Source organism: Chryseoglobus sp. 28M-23 (assembly GCF_014789785.1).
Taxonomy (GTDB): Bacteria; Actinomycetota; Actinomycetes; order Actinomycetales; family Microbacteriaceae; genus Microcella; species Microcella indica.
This window is the reverse complement of the sequence record NZ_CP061846.1, coordinates 2450114-2469514: the sequence shown is the minus strand read 5'-3', so window position 1 is coordinate 2469514 and position 19401 is coordinate 2450114. Positions and strand designations below refer to the sequence as shown.

At 71.3% G+C, this 19401-nt stretch carries 18 protein-coding genes; 4 read left to right on the top strand and 14 right to left on the bottom strand.

The annotated features are described in order from the left end of the window. Positions 1 to 12: 12 nt before the first annotated feature. The 9 genes from IE160_RS12050 to IE160_RS12010 form a co-directional block, all read right to left on the bottom strand. On the bottom strand, positions 13 to 753 hold the full coding sequence (locus IE160_RS12050) for a LysE family transporter (RefSeq protein ID WP_191151249.1): 741 nt from the start codon (positions 751 to 753) through the stop codon (positions 13 to 15). Between the two features lie 377 nt (positions 754 to 1130). Further along, on the bottom strand, positions 1131 to 2120 hold the full coding sequence (locus IE160_RS12045; RefSeq protein ID WP_179872768.1) for an LLM class F420-dependent oxidoreductase: 990 nt from the start codon (positions 2118 to 2120) through the stop codon (positions 1131 to 1133). A gap of 27 nt (positions 2121 to 2147) precedes the next feature. Then, positions 2148 to 3221 (bottom strand): threonine aldolase family protein, encoded by a 1074-nt coding sequence (locus tag IE160_RS12040; protein ID WP_191151248.1) that lies wholly within the window; start codon positions 3219 to 3221, stop codon positions 2148 to 2150. Positions 3222 to 3279: 58 nt separating this feature from the next. Beyond that, complete coding sequence (locus tag IE160_RS12035) at positions 3280 to 4422, bottom strand: ABC transporter permease (RefSeq protein ID WP_179872766.1); 1143 nt, start codon at positions 4420 to 4422, stop codon at positions 3280 to 3282. Beyond that, positions 4422 to 5303, bottom strand: coding sequence for an ABC transporter ATP-binding protein (locus tag IE160_RS12030; RefSeq protein WP_179872765.1), 882 nt, complete (start codon positions 5301 to 5303; stop codon positions 4422 to 4424). The genes IE160_RS12035 and IE160_RS12030 overlap by 1 nt, the downstream gene beginning before the upstream one ends. A gap of 80 nt (positions 5304 to 5383) precedes the next feature. Beyond that, complete coding sequence (locus IE160_RS12025; protein ID WP_191151247.1) at positions 5384 to 6073, bottom strand: response regulator; 690 nt, start codon at positions 6071 to 6073, stop codon at positions 5384 to 5386. Continuing rightward, entirely contained in the window at positions 6070 to 7392 is a 1323-nt protein-coding gene (locus tag IE160_RS12020) for a sensor histidine kinase (RefSeq protein WP_191151246.1), read from the bottom strand. Before IE160_RS12020 ends, IE160_RS12025 begins: the two co-directional genes overlap by 4 nt. Before the next feature lie 41 nt (positions 7393 to 7433). Then, positions 7434 to 8081, bottom strand: a complete 648-nt coding sequence (locus IE160_RS12015) for an SDR family NAD(P)-dependent oxidoreductase (RefSeq protein ID WP_191151245.1) — start codon at positions 8079 to 8081, stop codon at positions 7434 to 7436. Then, positions 8078 to 9583, bottom strand: coding sequence for a DUF6421 family protein (locus IE160_RS12010; RefSeq protein WP_191151244.1), 1506 nt, complete (start codon positions 9581 to 9583; stop codon positions 8078 to 8080). The genes IE160_RS12015 and IE160_RS12010 overlap by 4 nt, the downstream gene beginning before the upstream one ends. Before the next feature lie 292 nt (positions 9584 to 9875). Here IE160_RS12010 and IE160_RS12005 point away from each other — a divergent pair, with 292 nt between their 5' ends. Then, entirely contained in the window at positions 9876 to 12575 is a 2700-nt protein-coding gene (locus IE160_RS12005) for a helix-turn-helix domain-containing protein (protein WP_191151243.1), read from the top strand. A gap of 30 nt (positions 12576 to 12605) precedes the next feature. Here IE160_RS12005 and IE160_RS12000 read toward each other — a convergent pair whose 3' ends face one another. Then, positions 12606 to 13082, bottom strand: a complete 477-nt coding sequence (locus IE160_RS12000; protein ID WP_179872760.1) for a hypothetical protein — start codon at positions 13080 to 13082, stop codon at positions 12606 to 12608. Positions 13083 to 13234: 152 nt separating this feature from the next. Here IE160_RS12000 and IE160_RS11995 point away from each other — a divergent pair, with 152 nt between their 5' ends. Beyond that, on the top strand, positions 13235 to 14158 hold the full coding sequence (locus IE160_RS11995) for an AEC family transporter (RefSeq protein ID WP_191151242.1): 924 nt from the start codon (positions 13235 to 13237) through the stop codon (positions 14156 to 14158). Between the two features lie 45 nt (positions 14159 to 14203). On the opposite strand, the gene IE160_RS11990 is transcribed toward IE160_RS11995, so the two are convergent. Then, the gene (locus IE160_RS11990; RefSeq protein WP_179872759.1) at positions 14204 to 15040 is read right to left on the bottom strand and encodes an exodeoxyribonuclease III; all 837 of its coding nucleotides are present in this window, start codon (positions 15038 to 15040) and stop codon (positions 14204 to 14206) included. Positions 15041 to 15092: 52 nt separating this feature from the next. On the opposite strand from IE160_RS11990, the gene pyrE reads away from it, so the two are divergent. Beyond that, the gene (gene pyrE, locus IE160_RS11985) at positions 15093 to 15641 is read left to right on the top strand and encodes an orotate phosphoribosyltransferase (protein WP_179872758.1); all 549 of its coding nucleotides are present in this window, start codon (positions 15093 to 15095) and stop codon (positions 15639 to 15641) included. Then, positions 15638 to 16270: a septum formation family protein gene (locus IE160_RS11980; RefSeq protein WP_191151241.1), complete on the top strand. Its 633-nt coding sequence runs from the start codon at positions 15638 to 15640 to the stop codon at positions 16268 to 16270. Before pyrE ends, IE160_RS11980 begins: the two co-directional genes overlap by 4 nt. 4 nt (positions 16271 to 16274) lie before the next feature. Here IE160_RS11980 and IE160_RS11975 read toward each other — a convergent pair whose 3' ends face one another. From IE160_RS11975 to IE160_RS11965, 3 genes are read right to left on the bottom strand one after another with little or no spacing between them, the layout of a single operon-like run. Then, the gene (locus IE160_RS11975) at positions 16275 to 17099 is read right to left on the bottom strand and encodes an HAD-IIA family hydrolase (RefSeq protein WP_179872756.1); all 825 of its coding nucleotides are present in this window, start codon (positions 17097 to 17099) and stop codon (positions 16275 to 16277) included. A gap of 10 nt (positions 17100 to 17109) precedes the next feature. Next, entirely contained in the window at positions 17110 to 17994 is an 885-nt protein-coding gene (locus IE160_RS11970; protein WP_191151240.1) for a DNA-methyltransferase, read from the bottom strand. A 9-nt stretch (positions 17995 to 18003) separates the two neighbouring features. Continuing rightward, positions 18004 to 19395, bottom strand: coding sequence for an HNH endonuclease signature motif containing protein (locus IE160_RS11965; RefSeq protein ID WP_191151239.1), 1392 nt, complete (start codon positions 19393 to 19395; stop codon positions 18004 to 18006). Positions 19396 to 19401: the final 6 nt, after the last annotated feature.

The window sequence follows — 19401 nt, the reverse complement described above, 5'->3', positions numbered from 1 at the left end:
TCGCAGGTCCGCTCAGCCGCCCCACGCCGCGCGCACGGCGAGGAGGATGATGATGCCGCCCCCCACGAGGGCCGTGATGCGCGCGCCGATCGGCCCGACGAGGGCCCGGCCCGCCAGGGCGCCCGCGGTCGTGAGCAGCAGCTGCCAGCTGAGCGAGGCGGCGAACGCCGCCGCGACGAAGACGATGCGCTCGAGCGGCGAGGCGTCGAGGGCGAGCGTCGAGCTGCCGATGAGCGCGGCGAAGTAGACGACCGTCACGGGGTTCACGAGCGTGAGGGCGCCGACGGTGAGGAAGAGCCGGCGCGCGGTGGTCGTGCGCGAGGCCGTCGCCGTGCTGCCGGACGGGGCGGGCGCCGGGGTCGTGTCGCTCAAGGCTGCGTCGGCCAAGGCTGCGTCGGCCGGGGCTGCGTCGGTGGGAGCATCCGCGCTGATCGGCGGCACGTGCCTCGGCGCTGCGCGCAGCCCGGGCAGCGCGATCATGATGCCGAGCGCGACGAGCACGATGACGGAGAGCCAGCGGAGAGGTTCTTCGATGAGCACGATGACCGGCGCGATGGCTGCTCCTGCCACGACGGCGATCGTCGCGTAGAGGCCGTCAACCGTCGCGGCACCGAGTGCGCCGCCCGCGGCGACGCGTGCGCCGTGGCGCGCGCCATGCGTGATGAGGAGCGCCGCGATCGCCCCGACCGGGATCGCGATCGCGTACCCGGCGAGCAGGCCTGCGGTGAGGCTGGAGAAGAGCGCATCGCTCACGCTCGGTTCCTTTCTGGAGGGTCGTGCTGACGTGAGTGAGAGGGGTCGCGCACCGCGCTGGCCGGCAGGGCCGATGCGCGCGGTGCGCAACCGGTGTCGTGTCAGCAGCAGACGCCGCCGCAGCAGCCGTCCTCAGTGAACATGGTCATGTCGTCACCTCCTGTAAACATCGATGAACATCAATGTACTCAGCTATATCGATGTCTGTCAATGCGGACGCGCCCCGTCGCCCGTCGCCCCGACGACTGTGCTTCAGAATCGCCAGTGTGCTCGTTCGCGACAGCACAGTTGCCGCGTAGCGGCACAGTGTCGACGGCGCAGGCGGTGAGGGCTCGGGGCGGGAGGGGCTTGGGCGGCAGGGGCTCGGGCGGCAGGGCCTAGACGAGCGCGGGCACGACCTCGCGCTCGAACAGCTCGATGCCGCTCGTGTCGTAGGCCGCCTCGGCGAAGTAGGTGATCGCGTAGGTCATGCCGAGCTGCTGCATGCCCTGCAACTGCTCGATGATCTGCTCAGGGGTTCCCGCAAGCCCGCGACCGTTGCGCAGATCGGCGACGGCCTTCTCCGCACGCTCGGCCCCGAGGTACCGCGTGAGCCGCGCCTCGATGGTGGCGATGCGCTCGGCGACCTCGGCCTCGTCGCGCCCGACGACGGTGTTGTAGTTCGACGACCGCGTGATGGCGTCGAAGCTCGTGCCGAGCCGCTCGCAGTGCCCGCGCAGCACCTCGCTCTTGTGGGTGAACTCCTCGGGGGTGCCGGCGAAGTTCGTGTACTGCCCGTACTGCGCGGCGATGCGCAACGTGACCTTCTCACCGCCTCCGGCGATCCAGAACGGGATGCCCTGCTTCTGCACCGGCAGGGGCCGAACGATCGCGCCCTCGACCTTGTAGTAGCGGCCGTTCAGCGTCGCGGTCCCCTCCGACCAGGCCTGCCGCATGATCTGCACGCCCTCGTCGAGCATCCGCAGGCGGTCTCCGATCTCCGGGAACCCGTACCCGTAGGCGTTCCACTCGTGCTCGTACCAGCCGCCGCCGATGCCCATCTCGACGCGCCCGTGCGAGACGTGGTCGACCGTCGCGGCGACCTTGGCGAGGTACGCGGGGTTGCGGTAGCCCATGCACGTGCACATCTGCCCGAGGCGCACGCGCTCGGTGACGGCGCCGAACGCCGACATGAGGGTCCACGCCTCGTGCGTCGCCTCCTCGCTCGGCACGGGGACGGTGTGGAAGTGGTCGTAGACCCAGATCGACTCCCACGGGCCCGCGTCGGCGTGCTGCGCGAGGCGCTTCATCACCGCCCACTGCTCGTCGGGGTCGATGTCGACCAGGTCGTGCCGCCAGCCTTGGGGAATGAAGAGTCCGAAGCGCATGAGGCTCAGCGTACGCCCGGCTGCGCCCTACCTGCCGAGCTCGTGGTGCACGATGCGCAGGAAGGCGTCGATGTCGTCGGCGCTCGTGTCGAAGGCGCACATCCAGCGCACTTCGCCGCGCGCGCGGTCCCAGTCGTAGAAGCGCACTTTCTCGCGAATGCGGTCGGCCGCATCGTTCTCGAGCACCGCGAAGACGGCGTTGGCCTGGGTCGGCTGGCTGAACGACAGCGAGCCCTCGGGCACCTCTCCCCGCGCGATCATCGTCTCGAGCCCGGTGCGTAGGCGCGCTGCCATGGCATTGGCGTGGCCCGCGGAGCGCACGCCGAGGCCGCCCTCGAAGAGCGTGAGCAGCTGCGCGCTCACGAAGCGCATCTTGCTCGCGAGCTGCATCGACATCTTGCGCAGGTAGGTGAGGCCCGGGGCGCGGGAGGGGTCGATCACGACGATCGCCTCGGCGCCGAGGAGCCCGTTCTTGGTGCCGCCGAGAGAGAGGATGTCCACTCCCACGTCGGCGGTGAACGCGCGCAACGACGTGCCGAGCGCGGCGGCGGCATTCCAGATGCGGGCGCCGTCGAGGTGCAGGGCCATGCCGTGCGCGTGCGCGTAGTCGGCGATCGCGCGAATCTCGTCGGCTGTGTAGAGCGTGCCGAGCTCGGTCGTCTGCGTGATGCTCACGACGAGCGGCTGGGCGCGGTGCTCGTCGCCCCAGCCGAAGGCCTCGATCGCGATGAGCTCCGGGGTGAGCTTGCCGTCCGGCGTCGGCACGGGCAGCAGCTTCAGCCCGCTCACCCGCTCGGGGGCGCCGCCCTCGTCGGTGTGGATGTGCGCGGTCGCGCTGCAGATCACGGCGCCCCAGCGCGGCATGAGCGCGGTGAGCGCGAGCACGTTGGCGCCCGTGCCGTTGAAGACGGGGTACACCTCGGCATGCTCGCCGAACTCCTGCCGCATCACCTCGCCGAGGCGCTCGGTGTACTGGTCTTCGCCGTAGGCGACCTGGTGGCCCTCGTTGGCCTCGGCCAGAGCCGTCAGCACCTCGGGGTGCACGCCGGCGTAGTTGTCGCTCGCGAAACCGCGGCGGGTGGAGTCGTGGAGTCTCGTCACGAGCCCATTCTCCCGCACCCGCCGCGGTTTCGCGGCTGACTGTCGTGAGCGCCGCCGGTCAGCCGCGCAGGGCCTCGCCGAGCTTGACGCGCGACCCGGTGCGCAGGAGCGAGTTGCCGTAGATCCGGGCCCCGAGCGCGACCACGACGACGGTTGTGGCGACGAGGATCGCGAGGGAGACCAGGGGCTCCCACCACTGGGCGGTCTCGAGGAAGATGCGCATGGGCATCCCGACCGGGGCGGAGAACGGCACGTACGACATGATGCCCAGCACGAGCTCGTTGTCGTTGAAGAAGATGACGAGGAAGTACGGGATCATCACGAGGTAGGTGACCGGGGTCAGCACCGAGCCGACGTCCTCCATGCGGGAGACGAGTGCCGCCGACGCCGCGTACATGGCGGCGAGCAGCACGAAGCCGATGGCGAAGAAGCCGAGGAACCAGGCGACCGAGACCCCGAGGTCGCTGATGAGGATGTCTTGCCCGATCACCATGAGCCCGATGCCGGCCAGCACGGCGATCGCGATGATCTGGCCGAAGGCGAGGATCGAGTTGCCGACCACCTTGCCGGCGAGCAGGGCGCGCGAGGAGATCGACGACAGCAGGATCTCGACGACGCGCGTCTGCTTCTCCTCCACGACGCTCTGCGCGATCGTGCCGCCGAAGGTGACGGCGGAGATGAAGAAGACGATGCCGAAGCCGAGGGCCACGAAGTAGACGATGAAGCCGTCGACCTCCGGCTCGTCGAGGAGGGTCACCTCGGGGGCGATCGAGAGGGCCTGAATGAGGATGCCCGGCGCCCCTTCGAGCCCGATGACCTCGATTGCGGGGCCGCCTTCGGCGGGGTCGTCGAGCGGCACGGCGGCGCCGTCGACCTCCCCGTCGCGCACGAGGGTCTCGGCTTCTGCGCGCGTGGGCACCTCGGTGACCTCGATGCCGGGAAGGCCCTCGAGCTGCTCGGCGACGACGCCGACGGCCGCGACGGGGGTGTCTCCCTGGTTGCGGGAGACGAGCCCGCCGATGACGATGGAGGCGAGCACGACGAGCATGAGGATGATCGTCGAGATGACGAAGGCTTTGGAGCGCAGCTTCTGGGTGACTTCGCGGCCGGCGACGAGGGTGACGGACTCGCGGAAGCGCGGGGCAGGCGAGGTGGCGGGGCCGCGGGTGGCGGCGGTGCTGGTGGCGGGGGTGGTGCTCATCACTTCACGACCTCTCGGAAGATCTCGGTCAGGGTGGGTCGGCGGGGGGTGAAGCTGTGCACGGCGCCGAGGGCGGCGGCGCGCTGCAGCACGACCTGGGCGGCGTCGGCGTCGGCCTCGAAGAGCACGTAGCCGCCGTCGAACTCGAGCACGGTCGCGCCGGGGATGTCGCGCACCCAGCCGGCGTCCTCCCCGCTCAGGAGCTCCCACTGGGAGCCGGTGTTGGCGGCGCGGAGCTCGTCCCGTGGCCCCGCGGCGCGAATGGCCCCGCCGGCGATGATGACGAGGTCGTCGCACAGGCGCTCGACGAGGTCGAGCTGGTGACTGGAGAACAGTACGGGGGCTCCCCGGGCGGCGAACTCGCCGAGCACGCCGAGAACCGTCTCGACGGCCATCGGGTCGAGGCCCGAGAAGGGCTCGTCGAGCACGAGCACGTCGGGGTCGTGGACGAGGGCCGCGGCGATCTGGGCGCGCTGCTGGTTGCCGAGGGAGAGCTTCTCGATGGGCTCGTCGCGGCGCTCGGTCAACTCGAGGCGGTCGATGAGCTCGTCGGCCCGCACGGCAGCGTCTCGCGCCCGCACTCCGCGCAGACGCGCGAGGTAGACGAGCTGCTCGTGCACGCGCATCTTGGGGTACAGCCCGCGCTCTTCGGGCATGTAGCCGAAGCGTCGGCGGTCGTCGGCGGTGAGCGGCTCACCGTGCAGCGTGATGCGGCCGCTGTCGCTCGCGAGCACACCGAGGATGATGCGCATCGCCGTGGTCTTGCCCGCCCCGTTGCCGCCGACGAAGCCGGTGAGGCGCCCGGCGCCGACCCCGAAGCTCACGTCGTCGAGCGCGGTGCGGTCGCCGAACGACTTGGTGACGTTCTCGATCTGCAGCATGGTGCTCCTCTCCTGGTGAACTCCACGCTAGGTCGCACCGTGTGGCGCCCGCATCCACCGAGCGGGGGGTCGTTGCTCCGTCAGGAGGATGACGCGCCGAGCCCGCTCTCGCCCGGCACGGCGACGCCGTTCTCGTAGGCGAAGACGACGGCGTGCACGCGGTCGCGCAGCCCGAGCTTGAGGAGGATCTTGGAGACGTGCGTCTTGACGGTCGCCTCGCCGAGGTACAGCTCGCGGGCGATCTCGCCGTTGCTCAACCCCCGCGCGAGCAGCCGCAGCACTTCGGCTTCCCGCTCGGTGAGCTCGTCGAGGCGTCCGTCGGGTGCTGGCCGCTCTCGGTTCGCGGTGACGCGCTCGATGACACGGCGGGTGACATCGGCGGCGAGGAGCGCTTCGCCTGCCGCGACGACGCGCACGGCTTCGAGCAGCTTCTCGGGGCTCGCGTTCTTGAGCAGGAACCCGCTCGCGCCCGCTTCGAGGGCGGCGAACAGGTAGTCGTCGCGGTCGAAGGTCGTGAGAACGAGGATGCCCGGCTCGAGCCCCTCGGAACGGATCCGCCGCGTCGCCTCGAGCCCGTCGACGCCCGGCATCTGCACGTCCATGCAGATGACATCGGGTCGCAGCTCGCGCGCGGCGTCGAGCGCGCGCGCACCGTCGGCGGCCTCCCCGACGACCTCGATGCCCGGCTCGCTCTCGAGGATGACGCGGAAGCCCGCGCGCACGAGATCCTGGTCGTCGACGAGGAGGACACGGATAGCAGGGTCGCTCATGCGCCAGCCTGCTCGGTGACGACGAGGGGCACCGTTGCCCGCACGAGGTACCCGCCGCGCTTGCGCGGCCCCGCCTCGAGCGCTCCTCCGATCGCGGCGAGGCGCTCGCGCATGCCGATCTGGCCGAGTCCGCCGACCGAGCTCGTCGCACCCTGCACCGTGCGCGCACCGTGGCCGGTATCGGTCACCTCGAGTTCGACGCGCTCCGGGGTGAATCGCAGCCGAACATCCATCGTCGCGCTCGCCCCCGCGTGCTTGAGGCTGTTCGTGACCGCCTCTTGCGCGACGCGGTAGAGCGTCGTGTCGATGACGGGGGAGAGCGGCTGCCGCTCGCCGACGATCGTGAAGCTCGCGGTGCGGCCCGTGTCGCGCACGTCGTCGATGAGGGCCTCGAGCTGCGCTGTGCCGCGCGTGCTCGGCCCATCCGTCGCCTCGCCTTCGCCGCCGATGCCGCGCAGGGTGGTCACGAGGCGGTGCAGCTCGTCGACGGCGTCGCGTGCCGAGGTCTCCACCGAGCCGAGGGCCGTGATCGCCGGAGCGGGGGCGTCGGCGCCGAGCGCCCGCCGTGCCGCGCCCGCCTGGATGCCCATGACCGAGACGTGATGGGCGACGACGTCGTGCAGCTCGCGGGCGATGCGGACGCGGTCGAGGGTGACCGCCTGCGCAGCGGTGAGCTCGCGCTCCGCCTCGAGCTCGTGCGTGCGGGCCTCGAGCTCGGCCCTCTCGCGCGCGGCACTCCATGCCCGGTCGCCGAAGGCCCACGCTCCCGCGAAGTAGAGGATGTTGGTCACGATGCTGATGAGCCCGATGGCCACGCCGGGGGCGATGAGGCCGATGCCCGAGTCCTCGGGGGCGAGAGAGGTGTCGAAGGCGGCTCGGGTGATCTCCCAGAACAGCCACCCGAACATGCCGACCACGACGACGATGCGCGCCACGAGCGCGTGCCGACGCGACGACGACCACGCTCCGATCGAGTACATCGCCATGAACAGCGCGATGTTGCTGAACAGCACCTCGGGCACCTTGTTGTAGAGGGCGCAGACGTAGACGATCGAGATGACGACGGTGACGGTGATGGGCGCGACCCTGCGCCACACGAGCGGGCCCGAGATGCCGAGCACGACGAGCGCGGCCATCCACGGCTCGGGCGGCTCGTCGAAGAACTCCGCCGAGGCGTACAGCAGAATCGCGAGCGAGGCACCCACGGCGATTCCCAGAGCGAGCAGTCCGTCGGTGCGCATGCCAGCGACACCCGGCGTCGGGCGCACCCAGTTGCCGTCGGCGTCGACGGGGGAGGGCGCGCGGGTCTCGACAGTCACCCGAGAACGCTAACCCGCGCGCATCGCGCCGCGCATCCGTCTCACGACGGAGCCAGGTGCACGACCGCGCCGTTGAGCTGCTCGTGCCCGAGCTCCCACAGCCCGACGCACGCCGCGGCGAGCTGGGCGATCGTGTCGCCCTCCTCGAGTGCTCCCGCCACGAAGGTCACGGCCGCGGTCGGCGTGCCCTTCACCCGCCAGCCGGTCGCGAGCGCCTGAGTCCACGCTTCCGCAGCAGACTTGAGGGTGACGTAGTTGGCCATGCCCCATCGCGGCGCGGCGACGGATGCTGAGCTCACGATCGCGAGCCGACCCGCGGTCGACGCGCTCAGGTCGTCGCGCAGCTCGCGGCTGAGCACCCGCAGGGTCGTGAGCACGCGGCGCTCGAGCCAGTCGAAGTCGTCGAGGTCGGAGCCGCTGCGCCACCCGCCGACGAGGTGCACGACGCCGTCGATGCTCGGCCGGCGCGCGCGAAGCTCGGCCGCCCACCCGCTCACCGCCACCGGGTCGGCGAGGTCGACGACCGCGGTCTCGGCCGCATCCACCTCGGTCAAGGACTCGGCTCGAGAGCCGACCGCGATGACGTGCGCTCCCGCCTCGGTGAGCGACGCGCACACCGCGCGCCCCGCGGCTCCGCCGGCGCCCGCGACGACGATCGTGCGGTCCTGGATGCTCGACTCGCCCGTCACGCGCTGCCGGTGCCCGTGATTCCCGAGGTCGACTCGATGACCGGCGCGATCTTCTTCTGCAGCGCCTCGTAGAACATCGAGAGGGGGAACTCGTCGTCGAGGACGAGGTCGGTGTACCCCTTGAGGGGCCCGGCGAGCACGTCGTCGGGCAGCCCGCGCGCCCAGGCCGACGCGGGGTGCGGCGTGAGCGTCGTCGTGAGGAAGGCGTACGCGGCGAGCCAGTGCGCCGCCTTCGGCCGGTCGATCGAGCGCCAGTAGAGCTCGTTGATCGCGTCGGAGAGCGCGACGACGACGTCGGGCACCCCCTCCCAGTCGATCGTGAGTCGTGTGTCCGTCCAGTGCAGCACGCCCCGCTGGTGCATCCAGGCGAACAGCAGCTGCCCGCCGAGACCGTCGTAGTTGCGCACGCGCGTGCCGGTGAGGGCGAAGCGGAAGATGCGGTCGAAGATGACGGCGTACTGCACGAGGCGCGCGTGCTCGCGCGTCACGCTGTCGGTGTCGTCCGCGCGCCACAGCCGCACCGCCTCGCGAAACGCCGTCAGATCGCAGCGCAGTTCCTCCAAGGAGTACAAGAAGAACGGCATGCGCTGCTTGATCATGAACGGGTCGAAGGGCAGGTCGCCGCGCATGTGGGTGCGGTCGTGGATCATGTCCCACATCACGAAGGTGCGTTCGGCGAGCTGCTGGTCGTCGAGCAGCCGTGCGGCGTCATCGGGCAGCTCGAGCCGCGTGGTCTCTGCGGCCGCCCTCACGACTCGGCGGTAGCGGGCAGCTTCCCGGTCGGCGAAGATCGCCCCCCACGTGAACGGGGGCAGGGCGGGTGCCGCTCCCGGCCCGCTCCCTGCGGGCACGCGCGGGGTCACCGCGACCGACTCGGGGAACAGCACGGCCGAGTTCGTGTCGTAGCCGGAGGTGAAGTCTGCGAACCGCAACCCGAGGTACAGCGCGTTACCGTACTCGCCGGCCTCGAGCTGCGCGACGAACTCGGGCCAGATGACCTCGCACACGACCGCTTCGATGAGCCGGTCTGGCGAGCCGTTCTGGGTGTACATGGGGAACACCACGAGGTGCGCCACGCCGTCGCGTCGCTCGGCCGCCGGCCGGAACGCATCGAGCGCGTCGAAGAAGTCGGGTATCCCGAACCCTCCCGCGACCCACGCACGGAAGTCCGCTGCACAGGCCCTCAGATACGCCTCGTCATACGGGATGCCCGGGGCGAAGTGCTCGAGCGCGTCGACGATCACGGCGACCTGCCGAGCCGCTTCAGCGTGGTAGCGCGTCTCGACGATGCTCCCGTCGTGCACCTGCAGCGGGCGGATGGCCTCGGCGGCCTGCTTCAGGCGCGACCATGCCGGGTCGGCGACGATCGCGGCGGCGGTGAGCGCAGCATCCGTCTGGGCACCGCCGTCCTCGACGACCTCGGGCTCTCCGATGATGGTGCGCGCGCTCGTCGGTGCTTCTGCGTGCGCTGCGTCTGCGTGCGTCGCTTCTGCGTGCGTCATGGGTCCCTCCTTCGTCGATCGCCGTGTTCGGTGCCCGCGCCGTGCGGGCTCCCTGCTGCTGACGAGCCTAGGGACGGAGCCGCGAGCGGTGGTTGCGATCGACGCAGGAAAGTTGCGTCGACGCAGGATGCTGCCGTCGTCGCGCGCGCGGAATGGCGATTCGTGCCGGATCCGCAGGAAAGGCCCGCGACCAGCGCGCCCACGACTGCTAGCGTCGACAGTCGGTCACCGGTCTTCCTGGGGGTGCGCCGGGCAGGGCAATCGCGGTGATCTGAGCGAGAGGCTGACACGAATGGGGTCTTGGCCGATCGTCGCGCGCCCCGATCACGTCGACCGGCTCGTGGATGCGCTCGCCGCCCGCCCGGCACGCGCACAAGTGTTGCGCGGGCCCAGCGGGGTGGGCAAGACGACCGTGGCCGCGACGGCCGCGTCAGCGCTCGCCGCGAAGGGCCGCACGATCGTGCCCGTCGTCGCTCTCGACGAGCTGCGCGACGTCCCGCTGGGTGCCCTGTCTCCCCTGCTCGGCGCTGAGCGCTTCGCGCCGCACGACGACGTCGCCGACCGGCTGCAGCAGCTCATCGCGCTCGTCGGAGCGCACGCCGACACCTATCTGCTTGTCGTCGACGACGCGCCGCTGCTCGACGCCACCTCGGCTGCAGCGCTGTACCAGCTCGTGCGCGTCTTCGCCGTGCCCGCTCTGCTCACCGCCCGAGACGAGCACCCCATGACGGGAGCGCTCGCGCGCCTTCTGCACGAGGACCTCGTGACGGTGACCGAGGTGCCCGGTCTCGGGCTTGACCAGACGCGTGAGCTGCTGCGCCGCCGCCTCGGCGCCGAGCCGCGACCCGAGACGCTCCGCACGCTGTTCGACGTCACCCGTGGCAACCCGCTCTTCCTGCGCGAGCTCGTGCTCTCGGCCGAGCGCACGGGCCGCGTGCGCTCGGGTCCCTACGGCGTCGAGCTCGACCCCAGCCGCGTGCCGCCGCACATCATCGGCACCGTCGCGAGCCGCCTCGACACTCTTCGCGATGATCAGCGACGCTTCGCCGAGCTGCTCGCCGTCGCCCAGCCGTGGCCGGCGACCGCCACGCGTGCCGAGGAGCTCGACACGGTGGACGATCTCGTCGCCGGGGGCTTCGTCGTGGCGAGCGGGGAGGGTGCGGGCGGTGAGGGTGCGAGCGGTGAGGGCGACCGCGCGCACCTTCGACTGGCGCACCCGATCTTCGCGGAGGCCCTTCTCGCCGACCTCGAGCCCGCCGCGCGGAACCGTCTGCGGGAGTCCGCGGCGCGCCGTCTGCTCGCCCTCCCGTCACCGCCGGTGCGCTTCACGGCCGTGTGCCTTCTGCTCGACGCTGGCGCGACAGTCGCGCGAGACGACACGCTGTGGGCGGCCCGCTACGCGCATGCCGTGGGCGATCACGAGCGCGCGATCGCGGCGGCCGACCGCGTGCTCGCCACCGCGACCGAGGAGGATGCGCCCGCGCTCGCCACGGCCCACGTGACGCGCGCCGCCGCGCTCTCCGCTCTCGGACGGGTGGAGGAGGCTGACGAGGCCTTCGCACGGGCGGAGGCGAGTGCGCGGGCAGGCGCGGCCGCGGAGACTCTGGCCATCGTGCACCTGCGGTGGGGGCAGCACACGGCGCTGCGGCGGCATGAGCCCCGGGCGGCGGCGGACCGCATCGTGAGCATCCTCGACGACCTGGATGCGACCGGGCGCGCCCTGCTCGAGCCCGATCTCGCCAAGTGGCGCCTCATGGCCGGTGATCGCGAGGTTCTCGCTTCGCACGTCATACCGCCGGCAACGCTCGACCGTGCCCGCGGCGCCGACCCTGCCCCGGGCGCCGGCCCAGGGGATGCCGCCGAGCATGCAGCCGGGCATGCCGCCGAGCTCACGGCCGCTCTCGGCACAGCCATGATCGCGACGATGGCCGGCCGCATCGACGACGCGAGCGCCGCCATCGCCTCGGGTCGGCCGCTCGCCGCGCGCTTCGCCGAGGTGGTGCCGTACGGCGAGAGCCTGCTCGACCTCAGTGCGTTCCTCGTCGATGTGGCGCGGGGCCGCATCGATGATGCGAGCGCATTCGCGGAGACGCGCAGGCTCGAGCCCTTCGCGGAGTCATCGGGAGTGTGGTCGTACGCTCTCGCGCTCATCCACCTCCACGGCGGGCGACTGCACGATGCCGCTCCCCTCGCGGTGCTCGCCGTCGATCAGCTGCGGTGGCGCGACTTCACGGGCCTCCTCGGCCCGGCGCTCGCCCTCGCGGCGACCGTGCACGCTCAGCGCGGTGATCAGGCCAGTGCCCGCGCGTTCCTCGACGCGCTCGAGCCGGCCCACCACGACGACGTCAAGGTTCGCCTGCAGGCGGCGGAGGCGCAGGCCTGGCTCGCCGCGGCCGAGGGAGACCCTGAGTCGGCGAGCGCCGCGCTCACGTCGGCGGTGCGCGTCGGCGTCGAGGCTGGCCACCTCCTCCTCGCCGCTCTGACGGCCACCGTGGCGCTGCGGCTCTCCTCCGGCGGCGAGGTGCTCGACCTCGTGTCGAGCGCCGCAGCCTCCTCGGGCGCCCCGTTCCTCGAGCTTGTGAGGAGGGCGGCAGAGGCCCGAGAGCACCACGACGCGGCCGCGGCCGTGGAGCTCGCCCCCGCGCTCACGACGGCCGGCCTCGGAGCGCTCGCGTTCGGCCTCGTGTCAGCGGCGCCCGGGTGGGAACCGGACGACCGGATGCTCGTGCGCCGTGCCCGCGTGACCGCGAGCGAGCTCTCCCGCACCGTGGTGTCGCCCTCCCGCCCCAGGCACGCGCGCGACGATGCCGGCCTCACCGAACGGGAGTGGACGGTCGCGACCGCGGCGGCTCGCCGCGAGCGCAGCCGTGAGATCGCCGAGCGACTCGGGGTTTCGGTGCGCACGGTCGACAACCACCTGTCGAACATCTATCGCAAGCTCGGCGTGCGCGGTCGTACCGAGCTCGAGCGCGAGCTGCGCGAGTTCCTATAACTCGCGCAGCCTGCGCCGCTGGGGGAACCCCTACTGCTGCTCCTTGAGGACGATGCTGTACTGCAGCGTGTCGGCGTTCTCGCCCTCCCCCGCGATGTAGACCGCGGTGACGGTGTACGTGTCGTTCTCGTACAGGTAGTTGAGCAGCCCGCCGTAGTCGGCCTCCTGCGTGAGCGCGTAGCCGGAGTCTTCGAGGTCGCCGCGCAGCTGGTCGACCACCTCGGGCCCGGAGATCTCGAAGCTCGCCGTGAAGTTGCCGTCGACTCCCGCCGAGAACAGCACGGAGCCATCAGGGGTGGGCACGTCGGAGGGCCAGCTGTCGGGCAGGCTCGCCCCGCCGCCTCCGTCGACGTCGATGTTGACGCCGGTCTGGTCCTCGATGAGGTTCTCGACACCGCCCTCAACGAGATTCTCGGTGAGCTGCTCGAGCGGGTTGCCGAAGCATCCGGTCAGGCCCAGGGTGACGGCGAGGGCGAGGGCGCCCACGGCGGGTGCAGTGCGTCGCATGACTTCTCCTGATTCGGGGCTGCCCGCACGAGGCGAGGCGATCGGGGTACGTCGCCGCCCGGGAGCGCCGGGGGCGTCGTGCTGTGCCTCCAGTGTGCCGAGGTCGCGGGCGATATGCCATAGGTAGGCACTACCTAGACCAGACTGGGGAGATGGCGGGCGTGCTCATCGGCTTCGCGATCATCGGGTCGGTGATCGCCGTCGGCTACCTCGTCGGGCGCGTCGGAGTGCTCGGCCCGACCGCCGCCGTCGTGCTCGGGCGGGCCGCCTTCTTCGTGTTCCTCCCCGCGCTCCTGTTCAGCGTCATGGCCGAGGCCGACCTCGCAGAACTGTTCTCGGCGCTGCTGCCCGTCTCCGCGATCGCGGCGCTCTCGTGCATGCTCGCGTTCGTGCTGCTCGCGCGCCTCCTCTGGCGTCGAGGGCCTCCAGCGCTCACGATCGGCGCTCTGGCCTCCGGCTACGTCAACGCGAACAACATCGGCCTGCCCGTCGCCGCGTACGTGATCGGCGACCCCACCCTCGTCGCCCCGGTGATCCTCCTGCAGCTGGTCGTGTTCGCGCCCATCGCCCTCACGATCCTCGATGTCACGACGAGCGGCCGGCTCTCGATCGGCCGGGTGCTCACGCAGCCGGTGCGCAACCCGCTCATCATCGCCTCGGTGCTCGGGCTCGTCGTCGCCCTGCTCGGCGTCGACCTCCCCGACCCGGTCGTCGAGCCGTTCCGTCTGCTCGGCGCCGCCGCGGTGCCGGCCGTCCTCGTCGTCTTCGGGTTGTCTTTGCACGGTCGCCGCATCCTGGAGCCGGGGAGCGGGCGACGGGATGTTCTGCTCGCCGTCATCCTCAAGAGCATCGTCATGCCGCTCGTCGCGTGGGGCCTCGGCGCACTCGTGTTCGGGCTCGAGGGCGTCGCGCTCTTCACCGTCGTCGTGCTCGCGGCCCTGCCGACGGCGCAGAACGTCTACACCTACGCGGCCCGCTACCAGACGGCCATGCCGCTCGCGCGAGACTCCGGTCTCATCTCGACGGCGCTCGCCGTGCCGATCCTCGTCGTCATCGCGGCGCTCCTGGCACCGTAGCGACCCTGCTCACGGAATCAGCCCGAGGCCTCGGCCCGACCCTCGCTAGAAGATCATCGGGCGGTCGTCGTCCTCCTGCTCGAGCGCGAGCTCGACCACGACGGGCACGTGGTCACTCGGGCTGTCACCCTTGCGCTGCTCCCGCTCGATGCTCGCACCCGCCACGAGGTCGGCGAAGCCGCGCGAGCCGAGGATGAAGTCGATGCGCATGCCCTCGTTGCGGGGGAACCGCAGCTGCTTGTAGTCCCAGAAGGTGAAGCCCTCCGGAACGAGCGGGCGCACGACGTCGGAGAGCCCCGCGGCCTCGAGCCCCGCGAAGGCCTCGCGCTCGGCGGGGGAGATGTGGGTGGAGACACCGGGCACGAAGCTCGGGTCGCCCATGTCGGCGTCGGTGGGAGCCACGTTGAAGTCGCCGGTGAGCGCGAGCGGAGCATCCGGATTCTCGCTCAGCCACGTGCGCGCCTCCTCGGCCGCTGCACGCAGGAAGCGCAGTTTGTAGTCGAGGTGCGGGTCGTCGAGGGCGCGGCCGTTGGGAACGTAGAGGCTCCACACCCGCACGCCGTCGATCGTGGCGCCGAGCGCGCGGGCTTCGAGGGGAGCATCCGGTCCCTCGTGCGCCTTCGCGAAACCGGGCTGGTCGGTCAGCTCGGTCGCGACGTCGGTGAGCGGAAGGCGGCTCGCGATCGCGACGCCGTTCCACTGGTTCAGTCCGTGCGCGATGACCTCGTAGCCGGCCTCCTCGAACGGTGCCATGGGGAACTGCTCGGGCTTGCACTTGATCTCCTGCATTGCGAGCACGTCGACGTCGGACTGCACGAGGAAGTCGACGACGCGAGCGTGACGGGTGCGGATCGAGTTGACGTTCCAGGTGGCGATGCGCATGGCACCAGCCTAGGCACGGAGCGGCCGATCGCCCCGCAGTAGAGTGGCGTGCGTGACCGACGCGCGCGAGAAGCTCATCCAGTTCATCCGCGACGAGGCCGTCTTCCACGGCGAGTTCACGCTCTCGAGCGGAGCGACGGCGAGCTACTACATCGACCTGCGCCGACTCAGCCTCGACCACCGTGCGGCCCCGCTCATCGGCCAGGTCATGTGCGACCTCATCGCCGACATCCCCGACGTCGCCGCGGTCGGCGGGCTCACCATGGGCGCCGACCCCATCGCCGCCGCCGTGCTGCACCAGGGGGTCGCCCGCGGACTCACGTACGACGCCGTCGTCGTGCGCAAGGCGCCCAAGGATCACGGTCGCGGCCGGCAGGTCGAGGGGCCCGACGTCGACGGCAAGCGCGTCGTCGTGCTCGAAGACACCTCGACGACGGGCGGGTCGCCCCTCACTGCGGCGCGCGCCCTCGAGGCCGCCGGGGCGACGGTCGTCGCCGTCGCGGTCGTCGTCGACAGGGCGACGGATGCTCGGCGCGTGATCGAGGAGGCCGGCTACGAGTACCGCGCGGCGATCGGGCTGGCCGACCTCGGGCTCGCGTGAGCGACGAGCGCGCGCACGAGACGGGGGCGCCCGCGGGCGGCTCGCCGGGCCCGCTCGGGAAGCGTCCGCGCATCCTTCTCTGGATCGCGGGCGCGATCGTGGCCGTGCTCGCCCTCGCCGGCCTCTTCCTGCTCGGCACGCGCCTGCCCGACCTGCTCGCACCGGCGCCGGTCGTGACGCCGACGCCCACCCCCACCCCCACGCCGACCGAGACGGTCGAGCCGGTGGGGCCCGTTGAGCCCGGTGAGTACCGGTGGGACGACCTGCTCGGCGGCGAGTGCCTCGACCCCTACGTGGATGCGTGGCAGGACGAGTACACGGTCGTCGACTGCGCCGAGCCGCACGGCGGGCAGCTAATCGCGCGGGTGACCTACGACCTCGGAGCGGAGGACGACGCGCCGTACCCCGGCCGGGAGGCGCTGAGCGCGCCGCTCTACCTGGCGTGCACCGACCCGGCGGTGCTCGACCCCTCGGCGGCAGGTGCCTACGACGACCTCGCCGTGCAGAGCTCGTACCCCGTCACCGAGGAGCAGTGGGACGAGGGGCATCGGGAGTACTCGTGCTTCGTGAGCCGCACGTCGGGTGAGCCTCTCACGGGCAGCCTCGCGGTGCCGCCCGTCGATCAGTAGTCGCTCATGGCTCGACGGACAGATCGGGCTCGTAGAGCTCGGTCTCGAGCGGCTCGGCGGTGACGAGCTCGTGCACTCCCGTGAGAATCTCGCTCGGGCGGAACGGGTACTTGGCGATCTCGGTCTCGTCGCTGATGCCCGTGAGGACGAGCACGGTGTGGAGCCCCGCTTCGATGCCGGCGACGATGTCGGTGTCCATGCGGTCGCCGATCATCGCCGTGTTCTCGCTGTGCGCGCCGATGCGGTTCATGGCGGAGCGGAACATCATCGGGTTGGGCTTGCCGACGACGTACGGCTCCTTGCCGGTGGCCTTCGTGATGAGGGCGCTGATCGCACCCGTGGCGGGCATGGGGCCGTCGGCGCTCGGCCCGGTCGCGTCGGGGTTGGTGGCGATGAAGCGCGAGCCGTTGCCGATGAGGCGGATCGCCTTCGTGATCGCGTCGAAGGAGTAGTTGCGGGTCTCCCCGACGACGACGTAGTCGGGGTTCGTCTCGGTCATGATGAAGCCCGCCTCGTGCAGGGCGGTCGTGATGCCGGCTTCGCCGATGACGTAGGCGGTGCCGTTCGGCATCTGACTGGCGCAGAAGTCTGCGGTGGCCATCGCGGAGGTCCAGATCGACTCCTCGGGCACGTCGAGGCCGCTCGCGCGCAGGCGGGCGGCGAGATCCCGCGGCGTGTAGATGGAGTTGTTGGTGAGCACGAGGAAGGGCGTGCCGGTGTCGCGCCACTGCTGGATGAGCGCGGCGGCGCCGGGGAGGGCGGCGTTCTCGTGCACGAGCACGCCGTCCATGTCGGTCAGCCAGCACTCGATCTCGCGGCGGTCGCTCATGCCGCTCAGCCTAGCGAGGCGGGTGAGGGATGCTGTGCTCGCCGTTCAGCTCCGTGACGGGCATCCCGAGCCGGTCGCTCATGACCTGCACGGCCTCGGGGTTCGCGTCGATGCTCACGCTGCGGCGGCCGAGCTCGTGGGCGGCGGCGGCTGTCGTGCCGCTGCCGGCAAAGGGGTCGAGCACCCAGTCGCCCTCGCGGCTTGAGGCGGCGACGATGCGCCGCAGGACGCCGAGGGGTTTCTGGGTCGGGTAGCCGGTCTTCTCGCGGCCGTTGGTGGTGACGATCGTGTGCCACCACACGTCGGTGGGCAGCTTGCCGCGCGCCGCCTTCTCGGGAGTGACGAGGCCCGGCGCCATGTACGGCTCGCGGTCGACGGCGTCGGAGTCGAAGTAGTAGGCGTCGGGGTTCTTGACGTAGACGAGGATCGTGTCGTGCTTCGTCGGCCAGCGTCGGCGGGACTTGGCTCCGTAGTCGTAGGCCCAGATGAGCTCGTTGAGGAAGCATGCGCGGCCGAAGAGCGCGTCGAGGGCGACCTTCGCGTAGTGCGCTTCGCGCCAGTCGAGGTGCAGGTAGAGGGTGCCGTCGTCGCGCAGCACGCGGTGGGCCTGCTCGAGGCGCGGAGCGAGGAAGCCCCAGTAGTCGAGAAAGGTGTCGTCGTAGCGGCCGAGGGTCTCGACGGTGCGTGAGTAGCTCGTGCCCTGGAATCCGAGGTAGGCGCCGTCGGGGTCGCGCGTGCTCGTGGTGCTGCGGCGCTGCTGCGTGCGACCCGTGTTGAAGGGCGGGTCGAGGTAGACGAGCTGCATGCTCGCGTCAGGCAGGTGCGCCATGGCGGCGAGGTTGTCGCCGTGGAGGAGCAGGTCGTCGCCGTCGGGAGTCCACAGCGGCGCGCTCATGGGCTGAGGTTAACAGGCGAGGCGTGTCGCGGGGTCGGTGCGGTACTGCCGCCCGCTGGGTGCGGTCCACTCGAGCACGCCGCCGCCTGCCTGGTGCACGAGCCAGGCGGTCTGATGCTTGAGTCGGTGGTGGGCCTCGCACAGGTGCGCGAGGTTGTCATGTCGTGTGGCCCCGGCGTGCTGCCAGTCGACCGTGTGGTCGACGTCGGCGCTCGCCGCACTGCGACCGCAGCCCGGGAACCGGCAGATCTCGTCGCGAATGCGCAACCACAACCGCAGGTCGCGTGGCACCGCGTAGCGGTCGCGCCCGACGGAGAGCACCGCGCCGGTCTCGGGGTGGGTGAGGAGGCGGGTGAAGCTGGAGGCGTGAGCGGCGAGGCGCCGGGCGACCTCAGCCGAGATGGGGCCGTAGCCCTCGAGCGTCGCTGGCGGCACAGGGGAGACAGGTGCTCCGCTGGCCCAGTCATGGGCGCTCTCACGGGCGCTGTCGTGGGCCCTGATAGTTGCCCTGACCCTGGTGCTGGCGGAGCCAGTGTTAGCAGAGGGTGGGACGTCGGAGGCGTGCTCACCACGGCGGTCGAGGAGGGTGAGGGCGGGCACGGTCACGAGCACCTGCGCCCGCACGCCGCGGCCCGCACCCGAGCCGGACACGATGCCGTCGTGCAGGAGGTCGGTCATGACGTCGGCGCGGCGCTGGGCGAGAGTGCGGTCGTCGCGCTGCTCTGCGTCACCGGAGCCGCCGAGGCTCGAGGCAATCTCGCTCACACGCCGATAGGCCGCGATCGCGTTCTCGGCCGGCAGATAGGCGGTGAGCCAGGCCATGCCGTCGCGGGCAGGCTCGAGGCGAACATCGCGGTGTTCGCGAGCGTCGCGACACCGCTCATCGATCGAGTCGGGGTGCAGGCGCTCGCGCACGATGCGGGCGCGTTGGCGGAGGCCGGCAGCCGTGCGCGTCGTGGACTCCGGCAGGAGGGTCTTCTCGAACTCGTCGTGCGACGACGGCGGCAGGTTGCGGGCTTCATCGACGATCGCCACGGTGTGGGCGTAGCTCAGTGCACCCTCCCGCAGGGCCGCGTGCGTGCCCGGGAGAGTCGTGGTGAGGGCCGCGCTCTCGTCCAGGAGGGACTGCGCGGCTGACTCGGAGACGCGCAGGGCCGCGGCGAGTTCGGTCGCGGCCACGCGGCGGGCGGTCACCGCGGTATCCCAGCCGCCCGAGCGCCCACCCTGCGCATCCCGCTCGGCAGCCGTCAGGATGAGGCGCCGCAGCTCGTCGATCGCGACCGCGCGCGACGCCGCGAGGGAGGCGGTCAGCCGCTCGAGCGCGATGATCGCGTCGAGGATCGCCGAGACGCCGCCGTCGACGGCGGCGGTCGCCGTCCGGGGGAGCTCGGAGGTGGTCATGGGTCT

Excerpts from the sequence above, each read along its gene's own strand:
- IE160_RS12045 (WP_179872768.1), bottom strand. The coding sequence starts at position 2,120 with ATGCGCTTCGGACTCTTCATTCCCCAAGGCTGGCGGCACGACCTGGTC.
- IE160_RS12035 (WP_179872766.1), bottom strand. The coding sequence starts at position 4,422 with ATGAGCACCACCCCCGCCACCAGCACCGCCGCCACCCGCGGCCCCGCC.
- IE160_RS12030 (WP_179872765.1), bottom strand. The coding sequence starts at position 5,303 with ATGCTGCAGATCGAGAACGTCACCAAGTCGTTCGGCGACCGCACCGCG.
- IE160_RS12025 (WP_191151247.1), bottom strand. The coding sequence starts at position 6,073 with ATGAGCGACCCTGCTATCCGTGTCCTCCTCGTCGACGACCAGGATCTC.
- IE160_RS12010 (WP_191151244.1), bottom strand. The coding sequence starts at position 9,583 with ATGACGCACGCAGAAGCGACGCACGCAGACGCAGCGCACGCAGAAGCA.
- IE160_RS12005 (WP_191151243.1), top strand. The coding sequence starts at position 9,876 with ATGGGGTCTTGGCCGATCGTCGCGCGCCCCGATCACGTCGACCGGCTC.
- IE160_RS12000 (WP_179872760.1), bottom strand. The coding sequence starts at position 13,082 with ATGCGACGCACTGCACCCGCCGTGGGCGCCCTCGCCCTCGCCGTCACC.
- IE160_RS11995 (WP_191151242.1), top strand. The coding sequence starts at position 13,235 with ATGGCGGGCGTGCTCATCGGCTTCGCGATCATCGGGTCGGTGATCGCC.
- IE160_RS11990 (WP_179872759.1), bottom strand. The coding sequence starts at position 15,040 with ATGCGCATCGCCACCTGGAACGTCAACTCGATCCGCACCCGTCACGCT.
- IE160_RS11975 (WP_179872756.1), bottom strand. The coding sequence starts at position 17,099 with ATGAGCGACCGCCGCGAGATCGAGTGCTGGCTGACCGACATGGACGGC.
- IE160_RS11970 (WP_191151240.1), bottom strand. The coding sequence starts at position 17,994 with ATGAGCGCGCCGCTGTGGACTCCCGACGGCGACGACCTGCTCCTCCAC.
- IE160_RS11965 (WP_191151239.1), bottom strand. The coding sequence starts at position 19,395 with ATGACCACCTCCGAGCTCCCCCGGACGGCGACCGCCGCCGTCGACGGC.